A 16,189-nucleotide genomic window follows, 5' to 3' on the forward strand; every position below is an offset into this window, starting at 1 on the left:
TTCAGGGTGGGCGTTGTGCCAAGTAGGTTGAAAGAAACAGTCCGCCGGAGGACGATTCTTAGCCGATGGCTTTATTAGCGCGTTCCGGATGAGTCAAACGTGGTCCATCATTCTCGGTAGGCACAGTGCGACGAAGAGATCACAGTGTGTCAAGGGAGAGAGGACCGGTCGGGACTAAGTGTGCCAGCCAGCCCAGCTGGTCACGAGAGAGGGGCCGGTATGTCCGGCAGGCAGCACAGGGAGACAGAACTAGCACGGCAGGTCCGGGCCCGTGGCCTGGCCGCCGGGAAGTCCTCGGCGCAGATAGCCGAGGAAATCTACGAGAAATGCAATTCACAATTTGGGACTACACGGGTTAAAGGTCACCGCCTGGCACATGGTGTCGCCCTCGCGGACGTCATCGAACAGATACGGGCGCTGTTCGAACGCGACGGCAAGTCGGCCCCCGGCATCGGTGAGACGCTCCTGTCCGCGTACGAGAGCGGGCTGAAGCGGCCCGGTCCCGAGTATCTGCACTACCTGTGCTCCGCCTACCGAGTCGAGCCGGCCTCCCTCGGGTACGACGGCCCGTGCATCTGCGGCCACGGCCACAGGATGCCCGGTGTCGTCCGAGGCGATCTCCAGGACGGAAGACCCGACACATCCCCTGATCCGCGCGAGCTGTTGATCCAGCCGATCGGTTTGGACCTTTCCGCGGACGGGGGCGAGGAGGACGAGAACGTGTTACGGAGGACACTCTTACAACTCCTGGCCGGCAGCGGCATCGTGCTGGACGGACAGGTGCTTGGATCGGTGGAGAGCATCCGCAGAAGGATGGACGACACGCTGGTTTCGGCCACCGTCTCGCCCGCGATGCTCGACCAGTGGGAGGAATCCACCATCGGCTTCGGCCGCCAGTACATGAACACTCCCCCGCTCAGGCTGCTGTGCGACGTGATGCTGGAGTTCAGCGCGGTGCGCAAGGCCATGGAACGGCGCCAGCCGGTCGACCTGCAGGAACGGTTGTGCCGCATGGCGGCCCAGCTGGCCGGCCTGAGCGGCATGATCATGGTCAATCTCGGCGACCACAGGCTCGCCCGATCCTTCTTCAGGACCGGCAGGACCGCCGCGGACGAGACCGGCGACCGCGCGCTGCGGGCGTGGGTCACGGCCAGGGAGGCTCTGGTCCCGCTCTACTACGGTGACCCGCGTGAGGCGCTCAACCTCGCGAAGAAGAGCCGGGACCTGGCAGGGCAGACGCCCTGCGCGGCCCAGGCCATGGCCCCGGTGGTCGAGGCCCGTGCACTGGCGATGATGTCGGGCGCGGGCAAGAAGGACGTGGTCGATCAGGCGAAGCGGGCGCTGTCCCGGGCCAGGGCGGCCTTCTCCCAGATGACCGCCGCGGACCAGGACGACGCGACCTTCGGTTACACCGAGCGCCAGCTCTACTTTCACCAGGGAGACGCGCTGGTCAAGCTCGGGCAGGCGATGGAGGCCGACCTCATCCTGGAACAGGCGCTCACCAAGTACGGCCCGACCGACTGGCTCGACCCGACCTTCATCAAGTTCGACCGTGCCCAGTGCAAGATCCTTGAGGGCGATGTGGACGAGGCGCTGGAGATCGCCCAGAGTACGATCTCGGGTCTCGACGAGGCGTGCAGGCCCGACATCCTCATGCAGCGCGCCCACGAGGTGGGCAGGCAGGCCGAGGTGAAGGCTCCCGGGCATCCCAAGCTCAAGGTCTACCTGGAATCGCTGCGCGGTCGCAGCGCGTGGACGGACGACGCGGTGGCCGACGGGGGTGGCAGTTGAGGCCGAGGCTTCGGCGTTATCGCTGGTCCGACATCGAATCCGTCTGGGCGCTCCACCAGATATGTCTCGCCCAGGTCGGTCTCGCGCCGGGAGACGGCGTCTACTACGAGGACGACTTCCCCAGGATCCACGAGATCTACCTCGCCGATCGGGGAGAGTTCCTCGTGGGTGAGACGCCTGACGGACGTATCGTCACGATGGGCGGGCTCCGTCGTGTTGACGATCAGACCGCCGAGATGTGCCGCATGCGGGTTCATCCGGAGTTCCAGCGTCGCGGGTTCGGTGCCCAGATGGTCGTCGCGCTGGAGACGCGGGCGATTGAACTCGGCTACGTAAGGCTCCGTGGGGATACCACTCTGAGCCAGCCCGCGGCGATGGAGCTCTATCGCAAGTTCGGGTGGCGCGAGATCCGCAGGGAAGAGCGAGGGGGGTCTGTGGTGGTTTATGGAGAAAAAGAGCTAATAGTCGCTATGTCCACACTAATGCAGTGACTCGAATTTAGACCAATTTGCTATTTGGCATTGCCAATTTCGGAAATATCCGAATACTTGTTCTTCGTGGCTATCGCCGTCCTCGGGTGAGTGCGATGAAAAAGATCATTGTTCACAAATTTGGCGTGTCCAGGCTCGGTGGCATTGCCGGCGCCATCCACAAGGGGTGAGATTCTCCCCGCTCGGAAGAATCGTTCCCTGCCGACCGCGGCCCTCGATCTTCGAGATCGAGGGCCGTGCCGCACGGGATTCCCGGGCGTGCTCGATGGCCGGCTCACCCCAGTCGGGTGACGCGGGAGACGACCTCCGGCAGGTCCGGGGGCTCCAGGTGGTCAGGCAGGTCGGCCATCTCCTCCGTTGAGAACCAGCCGGAGCCTAGGTAGGTGGTGTTCTCTTCGGCGCTGAACGACCCCGGGCCCACCTCGGGAGTACTCTCGAACCTGGCCAGGTAGAACCGTTCGGTCTTGGCGTAGTGGACGCCGAGCCAGTGGAAATCGCGACGTACCGGCACCCAGTGGTCCATGACCGCCTCGCCGGGCAGGCCCGTCTCCTCCGTCAGCTCCCGCCGTGCCGCGTCAAGGGGGGTCTCGCCCGGGTCAATGCCGCCGCCCGGCGGCTCCCACAGGCTCTGGCCGCTGACGGTGTCACGCCAGTGCATGAGAAGCACCCGGCCCAAGGAGTCCACACAGATCACCCGGGCGGCGGGGCGGTCGTTCGGCTGAGGGGCGTTCATAGATCAGGGACGCTATCACCGCCGGATCCGGGGCCGGGCGGCTCTCCGTACCTCCTGGCTCGCCGCGTGCCGAGCGACTGGGTGTGGCGCCGGGATTCGCTGTACTCTGCCCAGGTCAGGTGGAAGTACCTTACGATCCGACCTCTCCAGCTCAAGGGTGAAGGCATGAGTTCCAGGGCCGAGTTTGTGTTGACGCTGTCCTGCCCGGACCGTCCTGGCGTGGTGGCGGCGGTCTCCGGTCTCCTGGCCGGACGGGGCTGCAACATCATCGAGAGCCAGCAGTTCGGTGATGCCGTGACCGAGCGGTTCTTCATGCGGGTGCAGTTCGCCTCTCCGCTGCCCGACGGGGAACTGCGCGAGGCCTTCGCGGCGCTCGCCCCCGAGTTCGGCATGGATTTCAAGCTGCGGGAGGCGTCCGTCAAGCCGCGCGTGCTGGTGATGGTCAGCAAGTTCGGCCACTGCCTGAACGACCTGCTCTACCGGACGCGTTCGGGCCTGCTCGACATCGAGATCGTCGCGGTCGTCTCCAACCATCCGGATCTGCGGCCGCTGACCCAGTCGTACGGCATCGACTACCACCACCTGCCGGTCACTCCCGAGACCAAGGCCAGGCAGGAGGCGGAGGTGCTGACCCTCGTCGATCACTACCGGGCCGACCTGGTGGTGCTCGCCCGCTACATGCAGGTGCTCTCCGAGGACCTCTGCGTCAAGCTCGCGGGCAACGTGATCAATATCCACCACTCGTTCCTGCCGTCGTTCAAGGGCGCCAAGCCCTACCACCAGGCGCACTCCCGCGGCGTGAAGCTGATCGGCGCGACCGCGCACTACGTGACCGCCGACCTCGACGAAGGGCCGATCATCGAGCAGGAGGTCGCCCGGGTCAACCACACCCACTCCGCGGACGACCTCGCCGCCATCGGCCGTGACGTCGAGTGCCAGGCCCTGGCCCGCGCCGTCCGCTGGCACACCGAGCAGCGCGTCCTGCTCGACGGCCACAAGACGATCGTCTTCCCTCGCTAGCGCGGTGACCGCGAGCCCTCGCCGGGTCGACGGCCGGCCCGGCCAGAGCACGCGCGAGCGAGGGGGCTGCCGGGCTTACCCGGCAGGCGAATCGCCTCCTGCCGTGGTTTCCGGGTTCGAAACGGTCAGGGCCTGGCCGTCGCCCACCTCGGCCGAGGTGGGCGAGAGGCCGCTCCCACCGGGGAGCGGAGGAGTCATGGCTAGGGCTTGTCCTTCGTGGTTTTCTGGGGGTTGACCCCGGTGGCGTCCTCGGGATGGGAGACGCCGTAGGGGCGTCCCTTCTCGTCGGTGCCGACCTTCTCGCGGCCCTTCTCGCCTTTGCGGGCGGCGATCTCCTCGGCGCCGCGCTGCTCGCCGGCGCCGACACCGCGGGCGGACCGGGCCTCGGTGTCGGTGGCGGGGACGCCCTCGCGTTCCTCGTCGGAGACCAGGCGCCCGGGCCCCCTGTCGTCCGGCGGGTGTCCGAAGGCCAGGTTGCCGGATCGCACCACCTCCTCGCTCGCGTGGCTCACGCCGGGGGAGCGGCCGCGCTCCCCAGACGTGTCCTTGTTCTGCCCGCTCGGGTGTTCGGGTTTGTTTTTCTTGCTCATGTCGTGAAACCTCATGGATTCGCTGGTGTTCAGCAGATTCTCGGTAGCGGGTCGCCGACCAGCAGGTCGACGATCCGGGTGCCCCCGAAGGAGGTCCTCAGCAGGACCAGCCCCGGCGGGTCGTCGTTGATCCGTCCGATGATCGCCGCCTCGGAGCCGAGCGGGTGGGAGCGGAGGGCGGCCAGTGCCGCGTCGGCGAACTCCCCGGCCACCACCGCGACCATCCGGCCCTCGCAGGCGACGTAGAGCGGGTCGATCCCCAGCAACTCGCACGCCCCTCGCACCGCCGGGCGGACCGGTACGGCCTCCTCGTCAAGCACGACGGCGACCTGCGAGGCACCGGCTATCTCGTTGACGATCGTCGCCACCCCGCCGCGGGTCGCGTCGCGCAGGCACCGCACCGCGCCGTCCTCGCAGGCGTCCAGCAGCAGGTCGGTGAGGGCGTTGAGCGGTGCGGTGTCGGAGCGCAGGTCGGCTTCGATGTCGAGCTCTCCCCGGGCCAGCATGACGGTGATCCCGTGCTCGCCGATCGGCCCGGACACGATGACCGCGTCACCCGGCCGCGCGGCGGCGGCGCTCAGCCGGATGGGCCGCTCCAGCGTCCCGATGCCGGAGGTGGTCACGTAGCAGCCGTCGGCCTTGCCCCGCTGCACGACCTTGGTGTCGCCGGTGACGATCCACACACCCGCCGCCCGCGCCGCCTGGGCCATCGAGGCGGTGATGCGTCGCAGGTCGGCGACGGGGAAGCCCTCTTCCAGGATGAATCCGGCCGACAGGTAGCGGGGGCGGGCCCCGCACATGGCCAGGTCGTTGACCGTGCCGTTCACCGCGAGGTCGCCGATGTCGCCCCCGGGGAAGAACAGCGGCGTCACCACGAACGAGTCGGTGGTGAAGGCGAGCCCGTCGGCGACCGCGCCGTCCTCCAGGGGCTCCAGCATCGGGTTGCGGAACGATTCCAGGAACACCGCCTCGATCAGGGTGTGTGTGGCCTTGCCGCCCGCGCCGTGCGCCAGGGTGATGCGGTCCTCCCGGACGCGCGCCTTGCGGCGCCGCACCCGCTCGATCCGGTCCAGGACCTGCCGCTCCCGGTCGGATGTGTCCGGGCCGCCCGCCTCTCTCGTCCGTTCCAGGACCCGCTGCTCCCCGGTGTGACCCTCCCCGTCGTTCACCTCCGGGTCGCCTCCCTGACGCGCTCGCGCGAGAACCGGCCGAAGTTGTAGTACGCCGCGCAGGCGCCCTCGGACGAGACCATGCACGTGCCGATCGGTGTCTCCGGGGTGCACGCGGTGCCGAACACCTTGCACTCCCAGGGCTTGAGCACTCCCTTGAGCACCTCGCCGCACTGGCACGCCTTCGGGTCGGCCACCCGCCCGCCGGGAATCTGGAAGATCCGCTCGGCGTCGAAGGCGGCGTACCGTTCGGTGACCCTGAGGGCCGACTGGGAGATGAACCCCAGCCCGCGCCACTCAAAGTACGGTCGCAGCTCCATCACCTGGTTGATGACGTGCAGAGCCTTTGGGTTACCGTCCCACGGGACCACCCGGGAGTACTGGTTCTCCACCTCGGAGCGTCCCTCGGCCAGTTGCGCGAGGAGGCGGTAGACCGTGTGCAACAGGTCCAGCGGCTCGAAACCGGCCACCACCAAGGGCTTGCCGTAGCCACGCGAGATGAACCCGTACGGCCGGCAGCCGATCACGGTGGAGACGTGGCCGGGGCCGATGAACCCGTCCAGACGCAGGTCGGGGGAGTCCAGGATCGCCTTGATCGCGGGGATGATCGTCACGTGGTTGCAGAAGATCGAAAAGTTCTCGATCCCCTCGGCCTCGGCGCGCAGGACGGTCATCGCCGTCGAGGGCGCCGTGGTCTCGAACCCGATGGCCATGAAGACCACGCGCCTGCCGGGGTTCTGCCGGGCGATCTTCAGCGCGTCCAGCGGGGAGTAGACCAGCCGGATGTCGGCGCCCCGCGCCTTGGCGTCGAGGAAGGAGCCGTTTCCGCCGGGTACCCGCATCATGTCGCCGAACGACGTCATGATCACATCTGGCTGCTCGGCGATGTGGATGGCGTCGTCCATCCGTCCCATGGGGATGACGCAGACCGGGCAGCCGGGGCCGTGCACCAGCGTGACGGCCTCGGGCAGGTAGTCCTCCAGGCCGTGCTTGTAGATCGTGTGGGTGTGCCCGCCGCACACCTCCATGAACTTGTAGTCGCGGCCCGGCTCGCAGAGTGCGGCGATCCGCGCGGCGAGCATCCGGGCCTTCTCCGCGTCGCGGTACTCGTCGACGAAACGCATCAACCCTCACCCTTCTTCGATCATGGATTCTCGGAGGGCCGCGATCTCGTCCTCGTACGCCTGGCCGATGCTCTCCAGGAAGTCGAGCGCGGCCCTGGCCTCCACCTCGTCGATCTTCGACAGCGCGAACCCGACGTGGATGAGGATCCAGTCGCCGGGTACCACGAACTCGCCCTCCAGCAGGCCGATGTTGATGGCGCGCTTGACGCCGCTGACGTCGACCATGGCCAGATCAGGACGGTCGGACAGGATCTCCACGATCTCCCCGGGAATTCCCAGGCACATGAGCGGCCTCCGCCATCTGGATGGATTCGAGGACGAGGTCGTCGCCGCCCTCGGTGTCGATATCGGTGCCGCCGCACCCCGCGCAGACGGCGAAGGGGTCGACGGAGGTGGACGTGCTCCCGCAGGAGCGGCAGGTCATCCGCACCGGGACGATGACCAGGTCCACCTGGGCGCCCTCGGCCACGGACCCGTCGGCGATCGCGGAGAACGCCTGGTTGATCACCGGTTCGGTGACGCGGAGCAGGGCACCGGCGTGCACTCGCGCCCGCCGCACCCTCCTGCCGTCCGCCCGTTTCTCCACAGCGGTGAGGATCGCCTCGGCGATCCCGAATTCGTGCACGGCTGTTCCCTCTCGTTCGAGCTCGATGTCCCAGTGGCTGGATGTGTCACATGCTGCGCATCCTCAGATAGCGCTTGATATCGGGAAGTGTCAGGTAGAGCAGTACGGCCGCTCCCGCCAGCACCGACCCGGCCAGAAGGCGTTTCAGCATGTTCGTTCCTCCTCGTGACCCGCGGTGGCGAGTGCCATCGCGATCTGTTGCCCGGCCAGCTCGACGACCAGGTCCGCCGCCCTGCCGACGGCGTCCGCGACCGGCGCGCTGAGCTCCATGCCCGGCGAGGTGTCGGCGGGCTGGCAGCCGACGAGCAGGACGCGGCCTGCTCCGCCACCGAGCGTGTTCACCAGCGACAGCACGGTCTCGGGTGTCATCGAGTGCGCGTCGGCGAAGGAGCCCGGCCTCTCGCCCGCCGCCGGTTCGAGGACGTACAGGGTGCCGGGCGGGCCGTCGCGGGATACCGCGTCGATGAGGATCGTGCTGTCGTACCCGCCGCCGGTCAGCTCGTAGGCCAGGTGGATTCCCCGGATGCCGAAATCCCGCAGCTCGATCTCGTCGGGCAGGTCGATGTCCGCCAGGTGCCTGGCCACCGCGACCCCGAAGCCGTCGTCGCCGAGGAAGACGTTCCCCACACCGGCCACCAGGATCCTCATGCGCCGGCCTCCCCGTCGAGCGATCCCTCCGAGGCCGGCCCGCCCGAGGCCGGCCCACCCGGGGCCGAGCCGCCGGTGAGCGAGTCGTCCGGGAGCGGCTCGACCTCGTCGGGGGCGAAGTAGAGGAAGCGGCCGTGTGATCGGTGCAGGTCGGCGCCCGGGTCCTCGTCGAGGGTGACGGCCAGGTGGTGGGCGCCGTCGAGATCGATGAGCACCGCCTCGACGCGTGCGGTCCTGCCGGCCAGGAACATGTCATGGGCGTCGGCGCGCCGCCTGCCGGGAACCAGCCGGACCCTGCTGCCCCTGGAGACGGCCACCCCGCAGACCGTCACGCTGTCGGTCTCCGGCGAGACCGTGGCATCGCCCGCGGGGTCCCACCAGGGCGTGGGAACCTCCGGCCGGTTCTGGAAGTCCCCCTCCTGCCGCGGAGGCTCACCGGGCCGCGGGTCCGTGGTCGCGTCCACCGAGCGGATCGCGCCGTGCAGCCGCTCCACCAGCTCGGGCGGCATGCCGCTGACCATGTCGATGAGCTCGGCCACCCGGGGGTCGGTCGCCCGAGCCTCCCGCGTCTCCTCGTCGGTGAGGGTGAGTGTGCGGAGGTGGAGCATCTCGTCGATCTCCGTGGAGTCGAACAGGGTGCCGGGGCTCTCCGGAGCGATGTCCGGGTGGTCGTAGAGAATGATCGGCGAGGAGAGCATCACGTCCCGGTGACCGGGCTCGCCCACGAGTACGGGCCAGGTGTGCTCGTTGCGGCAGGTCTCCACGGCCGGCCGTGCCCATTCCGGCGGGTCGAGCAGGGAGACGAAGGCCCCGGCGGTCACCGCGATGAGCAGGTGCGCCGAGATCAGCGAGTGCCGCAGCGCCTGCTCGCGTGGCGCGCCCAGCGGTTTCCAGTCGTCGGTGTTCGCCACCCGGGCGCGCAGCTTGACCAGGTCGTAGGGGCCGGGCACCAGTTCGGCGGAGACCCTGAGCTCGGCGTGGAGCGGCAGGTGTTCGGAGACGACGCGCCCCACGACCTCTCCGGACGATGCCACGATCGGCTCGATCACGCGGTCCCCGGGAATCCGTACCTCGATCACCCGCTCGGGGGCGTCGAGCAGGCCGGCGATGGGGAGCACCGTCTCCACCTCCCGCTCGGTCGCCTCGTCGAAGCTGAGGTAGGTCCGCTGGCCGTTCCGCAGCTGCTGGACCGGCCAGTAGCCGTCGTCCTCGGCGCGCTCGACGCTGCGCGTTCTGAGGTGGAGGAAGCGCAGGCTCAGGTGCGCCACGGCGTATGTGGCCCCCTCCAGGAGGCATTCGGTCACGCTGGCCGGGTGCTCGGCGGTCGCGGTGAACCCCGGCGGGACGAGTACCCCGAACTGCCAGCGCACCTGGTTCTTGGCCGCCGAGGCGCGGTAGGGATAGAGCAGGTAGCCCTCGTACAGCACCGCGTCCGCCACCCGCCGGGCGATGTCCATCGGCACGCTCATCGTCGCGCCTCCTTGAGCAGTAGTTCCAGGGTCTCGTCCCAGGTGGCCAGGGCGCGGGTGGACTTGAAGCGGCTGAGTTCCCGAAGCGTGTCGCGCCGCAGCCGCAGCCACCCGGAATCCGGGAAGTAGCGGTCCATGAGCTCCCGCCACACCGCCACCGGCAGCCGGCAGCGGGCCTCGTGGTGCCAGGGCACCTGGCTCACCGAGAAGCCGCCCGGCGTCCTGGCGAACACGGTCCCGCTGAAGAGCATGAGCATCGGGATCTCGCCCTCGTCCAGCGCGGCGAAGTACCTGCCCGCGGCCACCTCCAGGTCGTAGCCGCAGGGCACCGGCAGGTCGACCTCGGTACTTCCGGTGAACGCCGGGACCATGACCGAGACGTTGGCGAACTGCAGGGGCTTCAGCGTGTCGCCCCACCGGGCCGGGTCACCGAACAGGTCGCCGAGCAGCTCCGCCTCGGCATCGCCGTAGCGCCTCAGATGCGGCTCCACCCGGATCTGGCAGCGGAGCGCGATGGTGTGCACCCCGTCGGGGGAGGGGTCGGTGACGCGCAGCCGGAAGACGAGCGTCGGGAAGGCGGCGTACGCCTCCGCCCGGACGCCCACGCAGTCGAACGCGAGCTCAGCCACGGCCGTCACAGCCCCTTGGCCGAGAAGTACCGGACGCCTCGGGCGTGGGCGGTACGGTGCGACTGCGGCCGCGCAGGTCGGCGAAGAAGCCCTCCATGGCCTCCCGCGCCTCCTGGCCGCCGTCGAAGCCCTTCCAGTGCAACCGCACCAGGCCGACCAGCTCGTAGCAGGTGTCGATCGGCACCAGGTGGCAGGCGAAGCCGCCGTCGGGGCGGCGGTCCACCAGGAGCGCCTCCACATCGGGCTGGACGTCGGCCATCGCCGGGTTGGCCGTCAGGACGCGTTCCCACGTCTCCAGCGGCAGCAGCGACTCGGTGGCGCCCGCCGGGCTCGGGTAGAACGCGACCGTCCTGCCCAGTACGGAGTTGTGGAAGAAGAACGCCGTGCGGACCGGGATCTGCATCTCGTCCCAGTCGGCCGAGCTCAGCGGGAACCGCGGGTCGTGAAGGTAGCGTCGAGGGATGGCCCGGTAGCGTGCCCGGCCCCCCGTGCCGTGGCTGAACAGCAGGTGGCAGGCCCGGCAGGCGCACAGCAGTCCCCGGGTCTCGACGTTCACGACGTGGCCGTGGTCCTCGCCGGCAGGCTCCGCGCACAGCTCGCAGAGCGGCACCGGCGGACCGCCCCTTCTGGGCGGCTCGCGGAACCTGCGCAGCCCGGTGGCCGTCACGACACCGGCCCCGAGACCGGTTCCGGCGCAGGCGTCCGCTCCGGCACCGGGCACGGGCCGGGCGCGCGGCGCTGGATCTGCAACAGTTCCGAGCGGTCGTCGGTCACCCCCTCGACCTCCACCCCGGACACCTCGGGAGCGGCCTGGCCGATGGCCCGCTCGATGGCGTCGGTCACGGTGAGCCGCGAGGACGGGCAGCCGTGGCAGGTGCCCTCCAGGCGGAGCCGCACGATCCCGTCCTCGCCCACGCCGAGCAGTTCCACGCCGCCCTCGTGCGACCCCAGATAGGGCCGTACGCCGTCCAGCGCCTCGCGAACGCGCTCGGCCGTGCTCAGCGGGTGCAGGTCGTGCAGCACCAGCAGGCCGGACACGAGCGGGTCGCCGACCAGGCGGCGCAGCACCTCGGCCGCCTCGGTCTCGGTGACGATCTCGACGACGCGCTCCAGACCGGCGCCGTACAGCTCGACGAGGGCCCGTACCAGGTCCTCGGCCTTGGCGCGGGTCACGGCGTCGCTCAGCGTGCCGAGGTCGGCGATCAGCGCCTCGACGCGATCGCCGGTCACCCGGATGTCATGGGCTTGCGGCATCTGCCCAGGCCCCCTTCCCGGTGCCGGGGAACGGTCGGCCCCCCGGCGGCCGCTGGATCAGGTGGTGTCGAAGGCGTGCGGGGTGTGCAGCCTGCGGAGCTCCTCGCCGCCGCCGAGGTACATGTGCACCCCGCACGGCAGGCACGGATCGAAGCTCCGTACGGTGCGCATGATGTCGATGCCCTTGAAGTCCGCGGGCGGGTTCTCCTCGAAGATCGGTGTGTTCTGCACCGCGTCCTCGTAGGGTCCCGGCGTGCCGTGTACGTCGCGGACGCTGGCGTTCCAGGGTGTCGGTGGATACGGGTGGTAGTTGGCGATCTTCCCGTCCCTGATCACCATGTGGTGGGACAGCACGCCCCGCACGGCCTCGGTGAAGCCGCAGCTGATCGTCTCGTCGGGAACCGTGAACGGCGCCCAGGTCTGGGTGTGGCCCGCGCGCACCTCGGCCAGGCCCTGCTCGACGAAGTACAGCGCGCACGCCGCCGCGTAGGCCTGGAAGTAGGTGCGGGCCCGGTTGCGCTCCAGGGCGTTGGACAGCGGCTGGCCTTTGTACTCGGGGATCTTCCACTCGAACGTCTTCTCCGGTTTCAGCGCCGTCCGTGGCAGGTTGATCTCCACGCTGTGACCGGTGGACCTGACATAGCCGATGTCGACCTTGCCGGCCAGCGCCGTCGCCCAGAGCCTGGCGATGGGGCCGCCGCCGGTGTCGAGCGCGAGCGTGTTCTCCCCGTCGAACCAGCGGGGCGACATGACCCAGCTGTACTTGTCGCTGAAGTCGCGTTTCTGTGGGTGCGGAATGGTGTGCTGGTTCCACGGGTGCCGGATGTCGACCGGGTTGCCCAGCGGGTCGTGGGTGACGAACGGCTCCTGCCCCTGCCAGTCGTCGTAGTAGGAGCTGCCCAGCAGGATCCGGATGCCGAGGTTGATGTCGACCAGGTCGTTGGTGACGAGCCTGCCGTCGACGATCACTCCCGGCGTGACGAACATCTCGCGACCCCAGTCGCTCATGTTGAGGTAGCTGTAGTCGCAGTGCGCGGGGTTCTGGAAGCTTCCCCAGCACCCCAGCAGCACGCGCCTGCGGCCGACCTCCTCGTAGCCGGGCAGCGCCTGGTAGAAGAAGTCGAACAGGTCGTCGTGCATGGGCACGACCCGCTTCATGAACTCCACGTAGCGCATCAGCCGGGTCAGGTAGTCGGTGAACAACTGCACCGTCGCGACCGTGCCGACCCCGCCGGGGTAGAGCGTGGAGGGGTGCACGTGCCTGCCCTCCATGAGGCAGAACATCTCCCGGGTGGTGCGGCTCACCGCCAGCGCCTCGCGGTAGAACTCGCCCTCCAGTGGGTTCAGCGAGCGCATGATGTCGGCGATGGTCCGGTAGCCGTGATCGCCCGCGTGCGGCGCCTCGGTGCGCTCGGCCATCGCCAGCACGCCGGGGTTGGTCTCGCGGACCATCTTCTCGCAGTAGTCGACCCCCACCAGGTTCTCCTGGTAGATGTTGTGGTCGAACATGTACTCGGCGGCCTCGCCGAGGTTGACGATCCACTCGCCCAGGGCCGGAGGCCGCACCCCGTAGGCCATGTTCTGCGCGTAGACCGAGCAGGTCGCGTGGTTGTCGCCGCAGATCCCGCAGATGCGGCTGGTGATGAAGTGGGCGTCGCGCGGGTCCTTGCCCTTCATGAAGATGCTGTAGCCGCGGAAGATCGACGAGGTGCTGTAGCACTCGGCGACCTGCCGGTTCTTGAAATCGATCTTGCAGTAGATGCCGAGGCTCCCGACGATCCTGGTGATGGGGTCCCAGGCCATCTCCACGAGTTCCGGGTTCTGCTCCGATGTCGTCATGTCAGCTCCAGGGCGCCTTGTAGCCGGTCAGCAGCTCGCGCCCCTTGTGGCGCCATTTCGGTTCCTTCTCGACGGTCTTGGAGGTGATGCCGCGCAGGGTCCGGATGACCGTCCCGTACGCGCCGCTCACCGTCGAGGAGATGAGGGCGCCGGGAGGCTCGTCCATGAACGGCATGAACTTGTCGGGGAAGCCCGGCATCGTGCAGGCGATGCAGATGCCTCCCACGTTCGGGCAGCCGCCGATCCCGTTCATCCAGCCGCGCTTGGGGACGTTGCACCGGACGACCGGCCCCCAGCAGCCGATCTTCACCAGGCACTTCGGCGAGCCGTACTCGGTGGCGAACTGGCCCTGCTCGTAGTAGCCGCCGCGGTCGCAGCCCTCGTGGACGGTCTGGCCGAACAGCCACGTCGGCCGCAGCGCCTCGTCCAGCGGGATCATCGGCGCCTGCCCGGCGACCTGGTAGAGCAGGTAGAGGAGCGTCTCGGAGAGGTTGTCCGGCTGGATCGGGCAGCCGGGCACGTTGACGATCGGCAGGCCCGCCTTGGACCTCCAGTCCCAGCCCAGGTAGTCGGCGACGCCCATCGCCCCCGTCGGGTTCCCGGCCATCGCGTGGATGCCGCCGTACGCCGAGCAGGTGCCCGCGCACACGATCGCGGTCGCCTTGGGGGCGAGCCGGTCCAGCCACTCGCTGGTCGTCATGGGCTGGCCGGTGTCGGGGTTGTTGCCGAAACCGCACCAGTAACCCTCCTGCTTGATCGCCTCGTTCGGGATCGAGCCCTCGACGACCAGCACGAACGGATCCAGTTCGCCGCGGTAGGCCTTGAAGAACCACTCGATGAAGACGTCCGCGCCCTGCATCGGCCCGGACTCGAAGTCGATCAGAGGCCAGTGCACGGCCACCTTGGGGAGCCCGGGAAGCGCGCCGAGCACGATCTCCTCGATGCTCGGCTGCGTCGCCGCGGTGAGCGCGACGGAGTCACCGTCGCAACTCATCCCGGCGTTGATCCACAGTATGTGGACGGTCGGTTCCTGCTGCTCCGGAGAGCTGCTACTTGCCGCGTCTGTCGGCGCTGCCATGACGTCTCCCCACTCCTGGTGGATGTCTTCTGTGGAACGTGAAGGGGGAGGGGGAACGCCGGCTCTCAGCCGGGGTCGTGCGCCCGCGGGATCGGTGCCGGTCCGAGCGCGTGCTGGGTGAGCTCCCACAGGACGTGGTAGAGGGTGGTCTGCGCCTCCTGGATCCGGTGCACCGAGGAGGAGGGGACGACGAACAGGTGGGCCAGAACGCCCAGCTCGGACAGTTCGGTCAGCCTGCCGCCCCCTCCGCCGGCCAGCCCGACGGTGAGCATGTCCCGGCGGGCCGCCTCCTCGAACGCCCGGACGACGTTGGCGGAGCCGCCACTCGTGGACAGGCCGACGGCGATGTCCCCAGGCTGGCCAAGCGCCGCGAGCTGCCTGGAGAAGACCACCTCGAACCCGACGTCGTTGGAGAGCGCGGTGACCACGGCGACGTCACCGGTCAGGGAGAGCGCGGGCAGGGCCGGGCCGCGGTGGGGGTGCAGGAAGGCGGCGGCGACCTCCTGGGCGTCGGTGCTGCTCCCGCCGTTGCCGAAGCTGAACAGCCGGCCGCCGGAGGCGAACCTCGCCGCCATCTCCCCGGCGCACGCCGCCAGCTCCGCCGCCGACTCCGCACCCACCCACCGGCGCAGCCGCACGATCTCGCCGGTCTTCTCCACCGCCGACCGCCTGGCCTCGGTCTCCGCCTCCGCCGTGTCCGGAATCTGGTCCACGTGCTCGTGCTCGTACTCGTCGAGGAAGGGGTACAGCCCTCGGGTGCCCTCCGCGGGCGTTCCGTCAAGCGTGCTCATCGTCGTCTCCCCGCCCTTCGTTCCCGTGCGCGATCACGGCGATGGCCTCCCTGGCGTGTACGAGGACGGTGTCGCCCACCGCCGGGTCGATCAGTGCCACGCTCACCTCTTCGAGGACCCCGCCGGCGTCGACGATCGCCAGCTCTCCCTCCAGCAGCCTGACCACCCGCACCGGCAGTGCCTGGTCGGAGCAGGTGATGCAGACACCGGCGGTACAGTCCTCGGGCCCGTTCACCTGGACGCCCCTTGCGCGGGTGGGCCGAGCCGGTCGAAGAACACATGGACCAGCTCCCACAGCAGGTGGTAGGCGGTGACGTGGACCTCCTTGACCACGGCAGGGTCGTCGGACGCGGCGACCAGGACGTGGTCGGCCACCTCGCCTCCGTGCCCGTCCCCACGGCCTGCGCCGCCGGTCAGGGCGATGGTCAGCAGGCCCAGTTCCCCAGCGGTCCGCAAGCCTCGCGGGACGCTCACGCACCGGTCGTCACGGGAGATTCCCAGGGCTATGTCGGAGGCGTCCGCCCAGTGGCGCACCTGGTGGGCGAAGACCTCGGCGGCGTCCCCGCCGACCTCGCCGTCCCGGCCGGCCGTCGTCGCGTCGTTGCTCAGTGCCACCGCCGCGAGCGCCCTCTTGCCCACGATGACCGGGTGCATGAACTCGACCGCGACGTGTGCCGCGTCCGAGCCCGCGCCGCCGTCGCCGAAAACGATCAGCTTGCCGCCGAGGTGGAACCTGGCGGCCATGGCCCGGGCGGCACGCGCGATGCGCTCCACGTCTCCCGCCAGGGCGCGCCCGGCGTGCTCCCGCCGCGCGAAGGCCGCGATGACCTCCGCCTCCGTGACCGGGGTGACGGCGGACGGTGCTTGGGTACTCGGTGTGACAGGCATGTCAACGCTCCGTATTTTTCACGGTAGTCGCTACGTTACGGTTGGCCGTT

20 protein-coding genes are annotated in these 16,189 nt (G+C 69.1%); 3 read left to right on the top strand and 17 right to left on the bottom strand.

Annotated elements, in window-relative coordinates; genetic code table 11:
- Window positions 1-219: 219 nt before the first annotated feature.
- Complete coding sequence (locus tag ACWD3H_RS18070; protein ID WP_433363749.1) at window positions 220-1,791, top strand: XRE family transcriptional regulator; 1,572 nt, start codon at window positions 220-222, stop codon at window positions 1,789-1,791.
- Window positions 1,788-2,282, top strand: coding sequence for a GNAT family N-acetyltransferase (locus tag ACWD3H_RS18075; RefSeq protein WP_350921566.1), 495 nt, complete (start codon window positions 1,788-1,790; stop codon window positions 2,280-2,282). Before ACWD3H_RS18070 ends, ACWD3H_RS18075 begins: the two co-directional genes overlap by 4 nt.
- A gap of 274 nt (window positions 2,283-2,556) precedes the next feature.
- On the opposite strand, the gene ACWD3H_RS18080 is transcribed toward ACWD3H_RS18075, so the two are convergent.
- The gene (locus ACWD3H_RS18080; protein ID WP_350921569.1) at window positions 2,557-3,015 is read right to left on the bottom strand and encodes an NUDIX hydrolase; all 459 of its coding nucleotides are present in this window, start codon (window positions 3,013-3,015) and stop codon (window positions 2,557-2,559) included.
- A 165-nt stretch (window positions 3,016-3,180) separates the two neighbouring features.
- Between ACWD3H_RS18080 and purU the strand changes: the two genes are divergently transcribed.
- Window positions 3,181-4,035 carry a formyltetrahydrofolate deformylase gene (gene purU / locus ACWD3H_RS18085; protein WP_343983517.1) on the top strand — a complete coding sequence of 285 codons (855 nt, stop codon included), beginning with the start codon at window positions 3,181-3,183 and terminating at the stop codon, window positions 4,033-4,035.
- Window positions 4,036-4,235: 200 nt separating this feature from the next.
- Here purU and ACWD3H_RS18090 read toward each other — a convergent pair whose 3' ends face one another.
- The 16 genes from ACWD3H_RS18090 to ACWD3H_RS18165 form a co-directional block, all read right to left on the bottom strand.
- Window positions 4,236-4,625, bottom strand: a complete 390-nt coding sequence (locus ACWD3H_RS18090) for a hypothetical protein (RefSeq protein ID WP_451955765.1) — start codon at window positions 4,623-4,625, stop codon at window positions 4,236-4,238.
- 29 nt (window positions 4,626-4,654) lie between these two features.
- A complete protein-coding gene (hypE, locus tag ACWD3H_RS18095; RefSeq protein ID WP_451955766.1) occupies window positions 4,655-5,794 on the bottom strand; it encodes a hydrogenase expression/formation protein HypE in 1,140 nt (379 codons plus the stop codon).
- On the bottom strand, window positions 5,791-6,918 hold the full coding sequence (hypD, locus tag ACWD3H_RS18100) for a hydrogenase formation protein HypD (protein ID WP_350921578.1): 1,128 nt from the start codon (window positions 6,916-6,918) through the stop codon (window positions 5,791-5,793). Before hypD ends, hypE begins: the two co-directional genes overlap by 4 nt.
- 6 nt (window positions 6,919-6,924) lie before the next feature.
- The gene (locus ACWD3H_RS18105) at window positions 6,925-7,176 is read right to left on the bottom strand and encodes a HypC/HybG/HupF family hydrogenase formation chaperone (RefSeq protein WP_350921581.1); all 252 of its coding nucleotides are present in this window, start codon (window positions 7,174-7,176) and stop codon (window positions 6,925-6,927) included.
- Window positions 7,151-7,543 carry a hydrogenase maturation nickel metallochaperone HypA/HybF gene (locus ACWD3H_RS18110; RefSeq protein ID WP_355563289.1) on the bottom strand — a complete coding sequence of 131 codons (393 nt, stop codon included), beginning with the start codon at window positions 7,541-7,543 and terminating at the stop codon, window positions 7,151-7,153. Before ACWD3H_RS18110 ends, ACWD3H_RS18105 begins: the two co-directional genes overlap by 26 nt.
- A gap of 46 nt (window positions 7,544-7,589) precedes the next feature.
- Window positions 7,590-7,694 carry a DUF6893 family small protein gene (locus tag ACWD3H_RS18115; RefSeq protein WP_451955767.1) on the bottom strand — a complete coding sequence of 35 codons (105 nt, stop codon included), beginning with the start codon at window positions 7,692-7,694 and terminating at the stop codon, window positions 7,590-7,592.
- Window positions 7,688-8,191, bottom strand: coding sequence for a hydrogenase maturation protease (locus ACWD3H_RS18120; protein ID WP_451955768.1), 504 nt, complete (start codon window positions 8,189-8,191; stop codon window positions 7,688-7,690). Before ACWD3H_RS18120 ends, ACWD3H_RS18115 begins: the two co-directional genes overlap by 7 nt.
- Entirely contained in the window at window positions 8,188-9,660 is a 1,473-nt protein-coding gene (locus ACWD3H_RS18125; RefSeq protein ID WP_451955769.1) for a hypothetical protein, read from the bottom strand. The genes ACWD3H_RS18120 and ACWD3H_RS18125 overlap by 4 nt, the downstream gene beginning before the upstream one ends.
- The gene (locus ACWD3H_RS18130) at window positions 9,657-10,289 is read right to left on the bottom strand and encodes a DUF6084 family protein (protein ID WP_451955770.1); all 633 of its coding nucleotides are present in this window, start codon (window positions 10,287-10,289) and stop codon (window positions 9,657-9,659) included. The genes ACWD3H_RS18125 and ACWD3H_RS18130 overlap by 4 nt, the downstream gene beginning before the upstream one ends.
- Window positions 10,282-10,956 (bottom strand): DUF5947 family protein, encoded by a 675-nt coding sequence (locus ACWD3H_RS18135; protein WP_451955771.1) that lies wholly within the window; start codon window positions 10,954-10,956, stop codon window positions 10,282-10,284. The genes ACWD3H_RS18130 and ACWD3H_RS18135 overlap by 8 nt, the downstream gene beginning before the upstream one ends.
- On the bottom strand, window positions 10,953-11,543 hold the full coding sequence (locus tag ACWD3H_RS18140) for a NifU family protein (protein WP_355563274.1): 591 nt from the start codon (window positions 11,541-11,543) through the stop codon (window positions 10,953-10,955). The genes ACWD3H_RS18135 and ACWD3H_RS18140 overlap by 4 nt, the downstream gene beginning before the upstream one ends.
- A 57-nt stretch (window positions 11,544-11,600) precedes the next feature.
- Window positions 11,601-13,382, bottom strand: coding sequence for a nickel-dependent hydrogenase large subunit (locus ACWD3H_RS18145; RefSeq protein WP_451955772.1), 1,782 nt, complete (start codon window positions 13,380-13,382; stop codon window positions 11,601-11,603).
- 1 nt (window position 13,383) lies between these two features.
- Window positions 13,384-14,460 carry an NADH-quinone oxidoreductase subunit B family protein gene (locus ACWD3H_RS18150; RefSeq protein ID WP_350921599.1) on the bottom strand — a complete coding sequence of 359 codons (1,077 nt, stop codon included), beginning with the start codon at window positions 14,458-14,460 and terminating at the stop codon, window positions 13,384-13,386.
- 65 nt (window positions 14,461-14,525) lie between these two features.
- Window positions 14,526-15,251 carry a D-sedoheptulose-7-phosphate isomerase gene (locus ACWD3H_RS18155; RefSeq protein ID WP_451955773.1) on the bottom strand — a complete coding sequence of 242 codons (726 nt, stop codon included), beginning with the start codon at window positions 15,249-15,251 and terminating at the stop codon, window positions 14,526-14,528.
- Window positions 15,238-15,486, bottom strand: a complete 249-nt coding sequence (locus ACWD3H_RS18160) for a HypC/HybG/HupF family hydrogenase formation chaperone (RefSeq protein ID WP_355563265.1) — start codon at window positions 15,484-15,486, stop codon at window positions 15,238-15,240. The genes ACWD3H_RS18155 and ACWD3H_RS18160 overlap by 14 nt, the downstream gene beginning before the upstream one ends.
- On the bottom strand, window positions 15,483-16,139 hold the full coding sequence (locus ACWD3H_RS18165) for an SIS domain-containing protein (protein ID WP_451955774.1): 657 nt from the start codon (window positions 16,137-16,139) through the stop codon (window positions 15,483-15,485). The genes ACWD3H_RS18160 and ACWD3H_RS18165 overlap by 4 nt, the downstream gene beginning before the upstream one ends.
- Window positions 16,140-16,189 lie beyond the last annotated feature (50 nt).

Source organism: Streptosporangium sp. NPDC002607, assembly GCF_053592655.1.

Coding starts and splice junctions, on each gene's coding strand:
- ACWD3H_RS18090 (WP_451955765.1), bottom strand. CDS start 4,625: ATGAGCAAGAAAAACAAACCCGAACACCCGAGCGGGCAGAACAAGGAC.
- ACWD3H_RS18150 (WP_350921599.1), bottom strand. CDS start 14,460: ATGGCAGCGCCGACAGACGCGGCAAGTAGCAGCTCTCCGGAGCAGCAG.
- hypD (WP_350921578.1), bottom strand. CDS start 6,918: ATGCGTTTCGTCGACGAGTACCGCGACGCGGAGAAGGCCCGGATGCTC.
- ACWD3H_RS18070 (WP_433363749.1), top strand. CDS start 220: ATGTCCGGCAGGCAGCACAGGGAGACAGAACTAGCACGGCAGGTCCGG.
- ACWD3H_RS18140 (WP_355563274.1), bottom strand. CDS start 11,543: ATGCCGCAAGCCCATGACATCCGGGTGACCGGCGATCGCGTCGAGGCG.
- ACWD3H_RS18080 (WP_350921569.1), bottom strand. CDS start 3,015: ATGAACGCCCCTCAGCCGAACGACCGCCCCGCCGCCCGGGTGATCTGT.
- ACWD3H_RS18145 (WP_451955772.1), bottom strand. CDS start 13,382: ATGACGACATCGGAGCAGAACCCGGAACTCGTGGAGATGGCCTGGGAC.
- ACWD3H_RS18165 (WP_451955774.1), bottom strand. CDS start 16,139: ATGCCTGTCACACCGAGTACCCAAGCACCGTCCGCCGTCACCCCGGTC.
- purU (WP_343983517.1), top strand. CDS start 3,181: ATGAGTTCCAGGGCCGAGTTTGTGTTGACGCTGTCCTGCCCGGACCGT.
- ACWD3H_RS18120 (WP_451955768.1), bottom strand. CDS start 8,191: ATGAGGATCCTGGTGGCCGGTGTGGGGAACGTCTTCCTCGGCGACGAC.
- ACWD3H_RS18155 (WP_451955773.1), bottom strand. CDS start 15,251: ATGAGCACGCTTGACGGAACGCCCGCGGAGGGCACCCGAGGGCTGTAC.
- ACWD3H_RS18125 (WP_451955769.1), bottom strand. CDS start 9,660: ATGAGCGTGCCGATGGACATCGCCCGGCGGGTGGCGGACGCGGTGCTG.
- ACWD3H_RS18115 (WP_451955767.1), bottom strand. CDS start 7,694: ATGCTGAAACGCCTTCTGGCCGGGTCGGTGCTGGCGGGAGCGGCCGTA.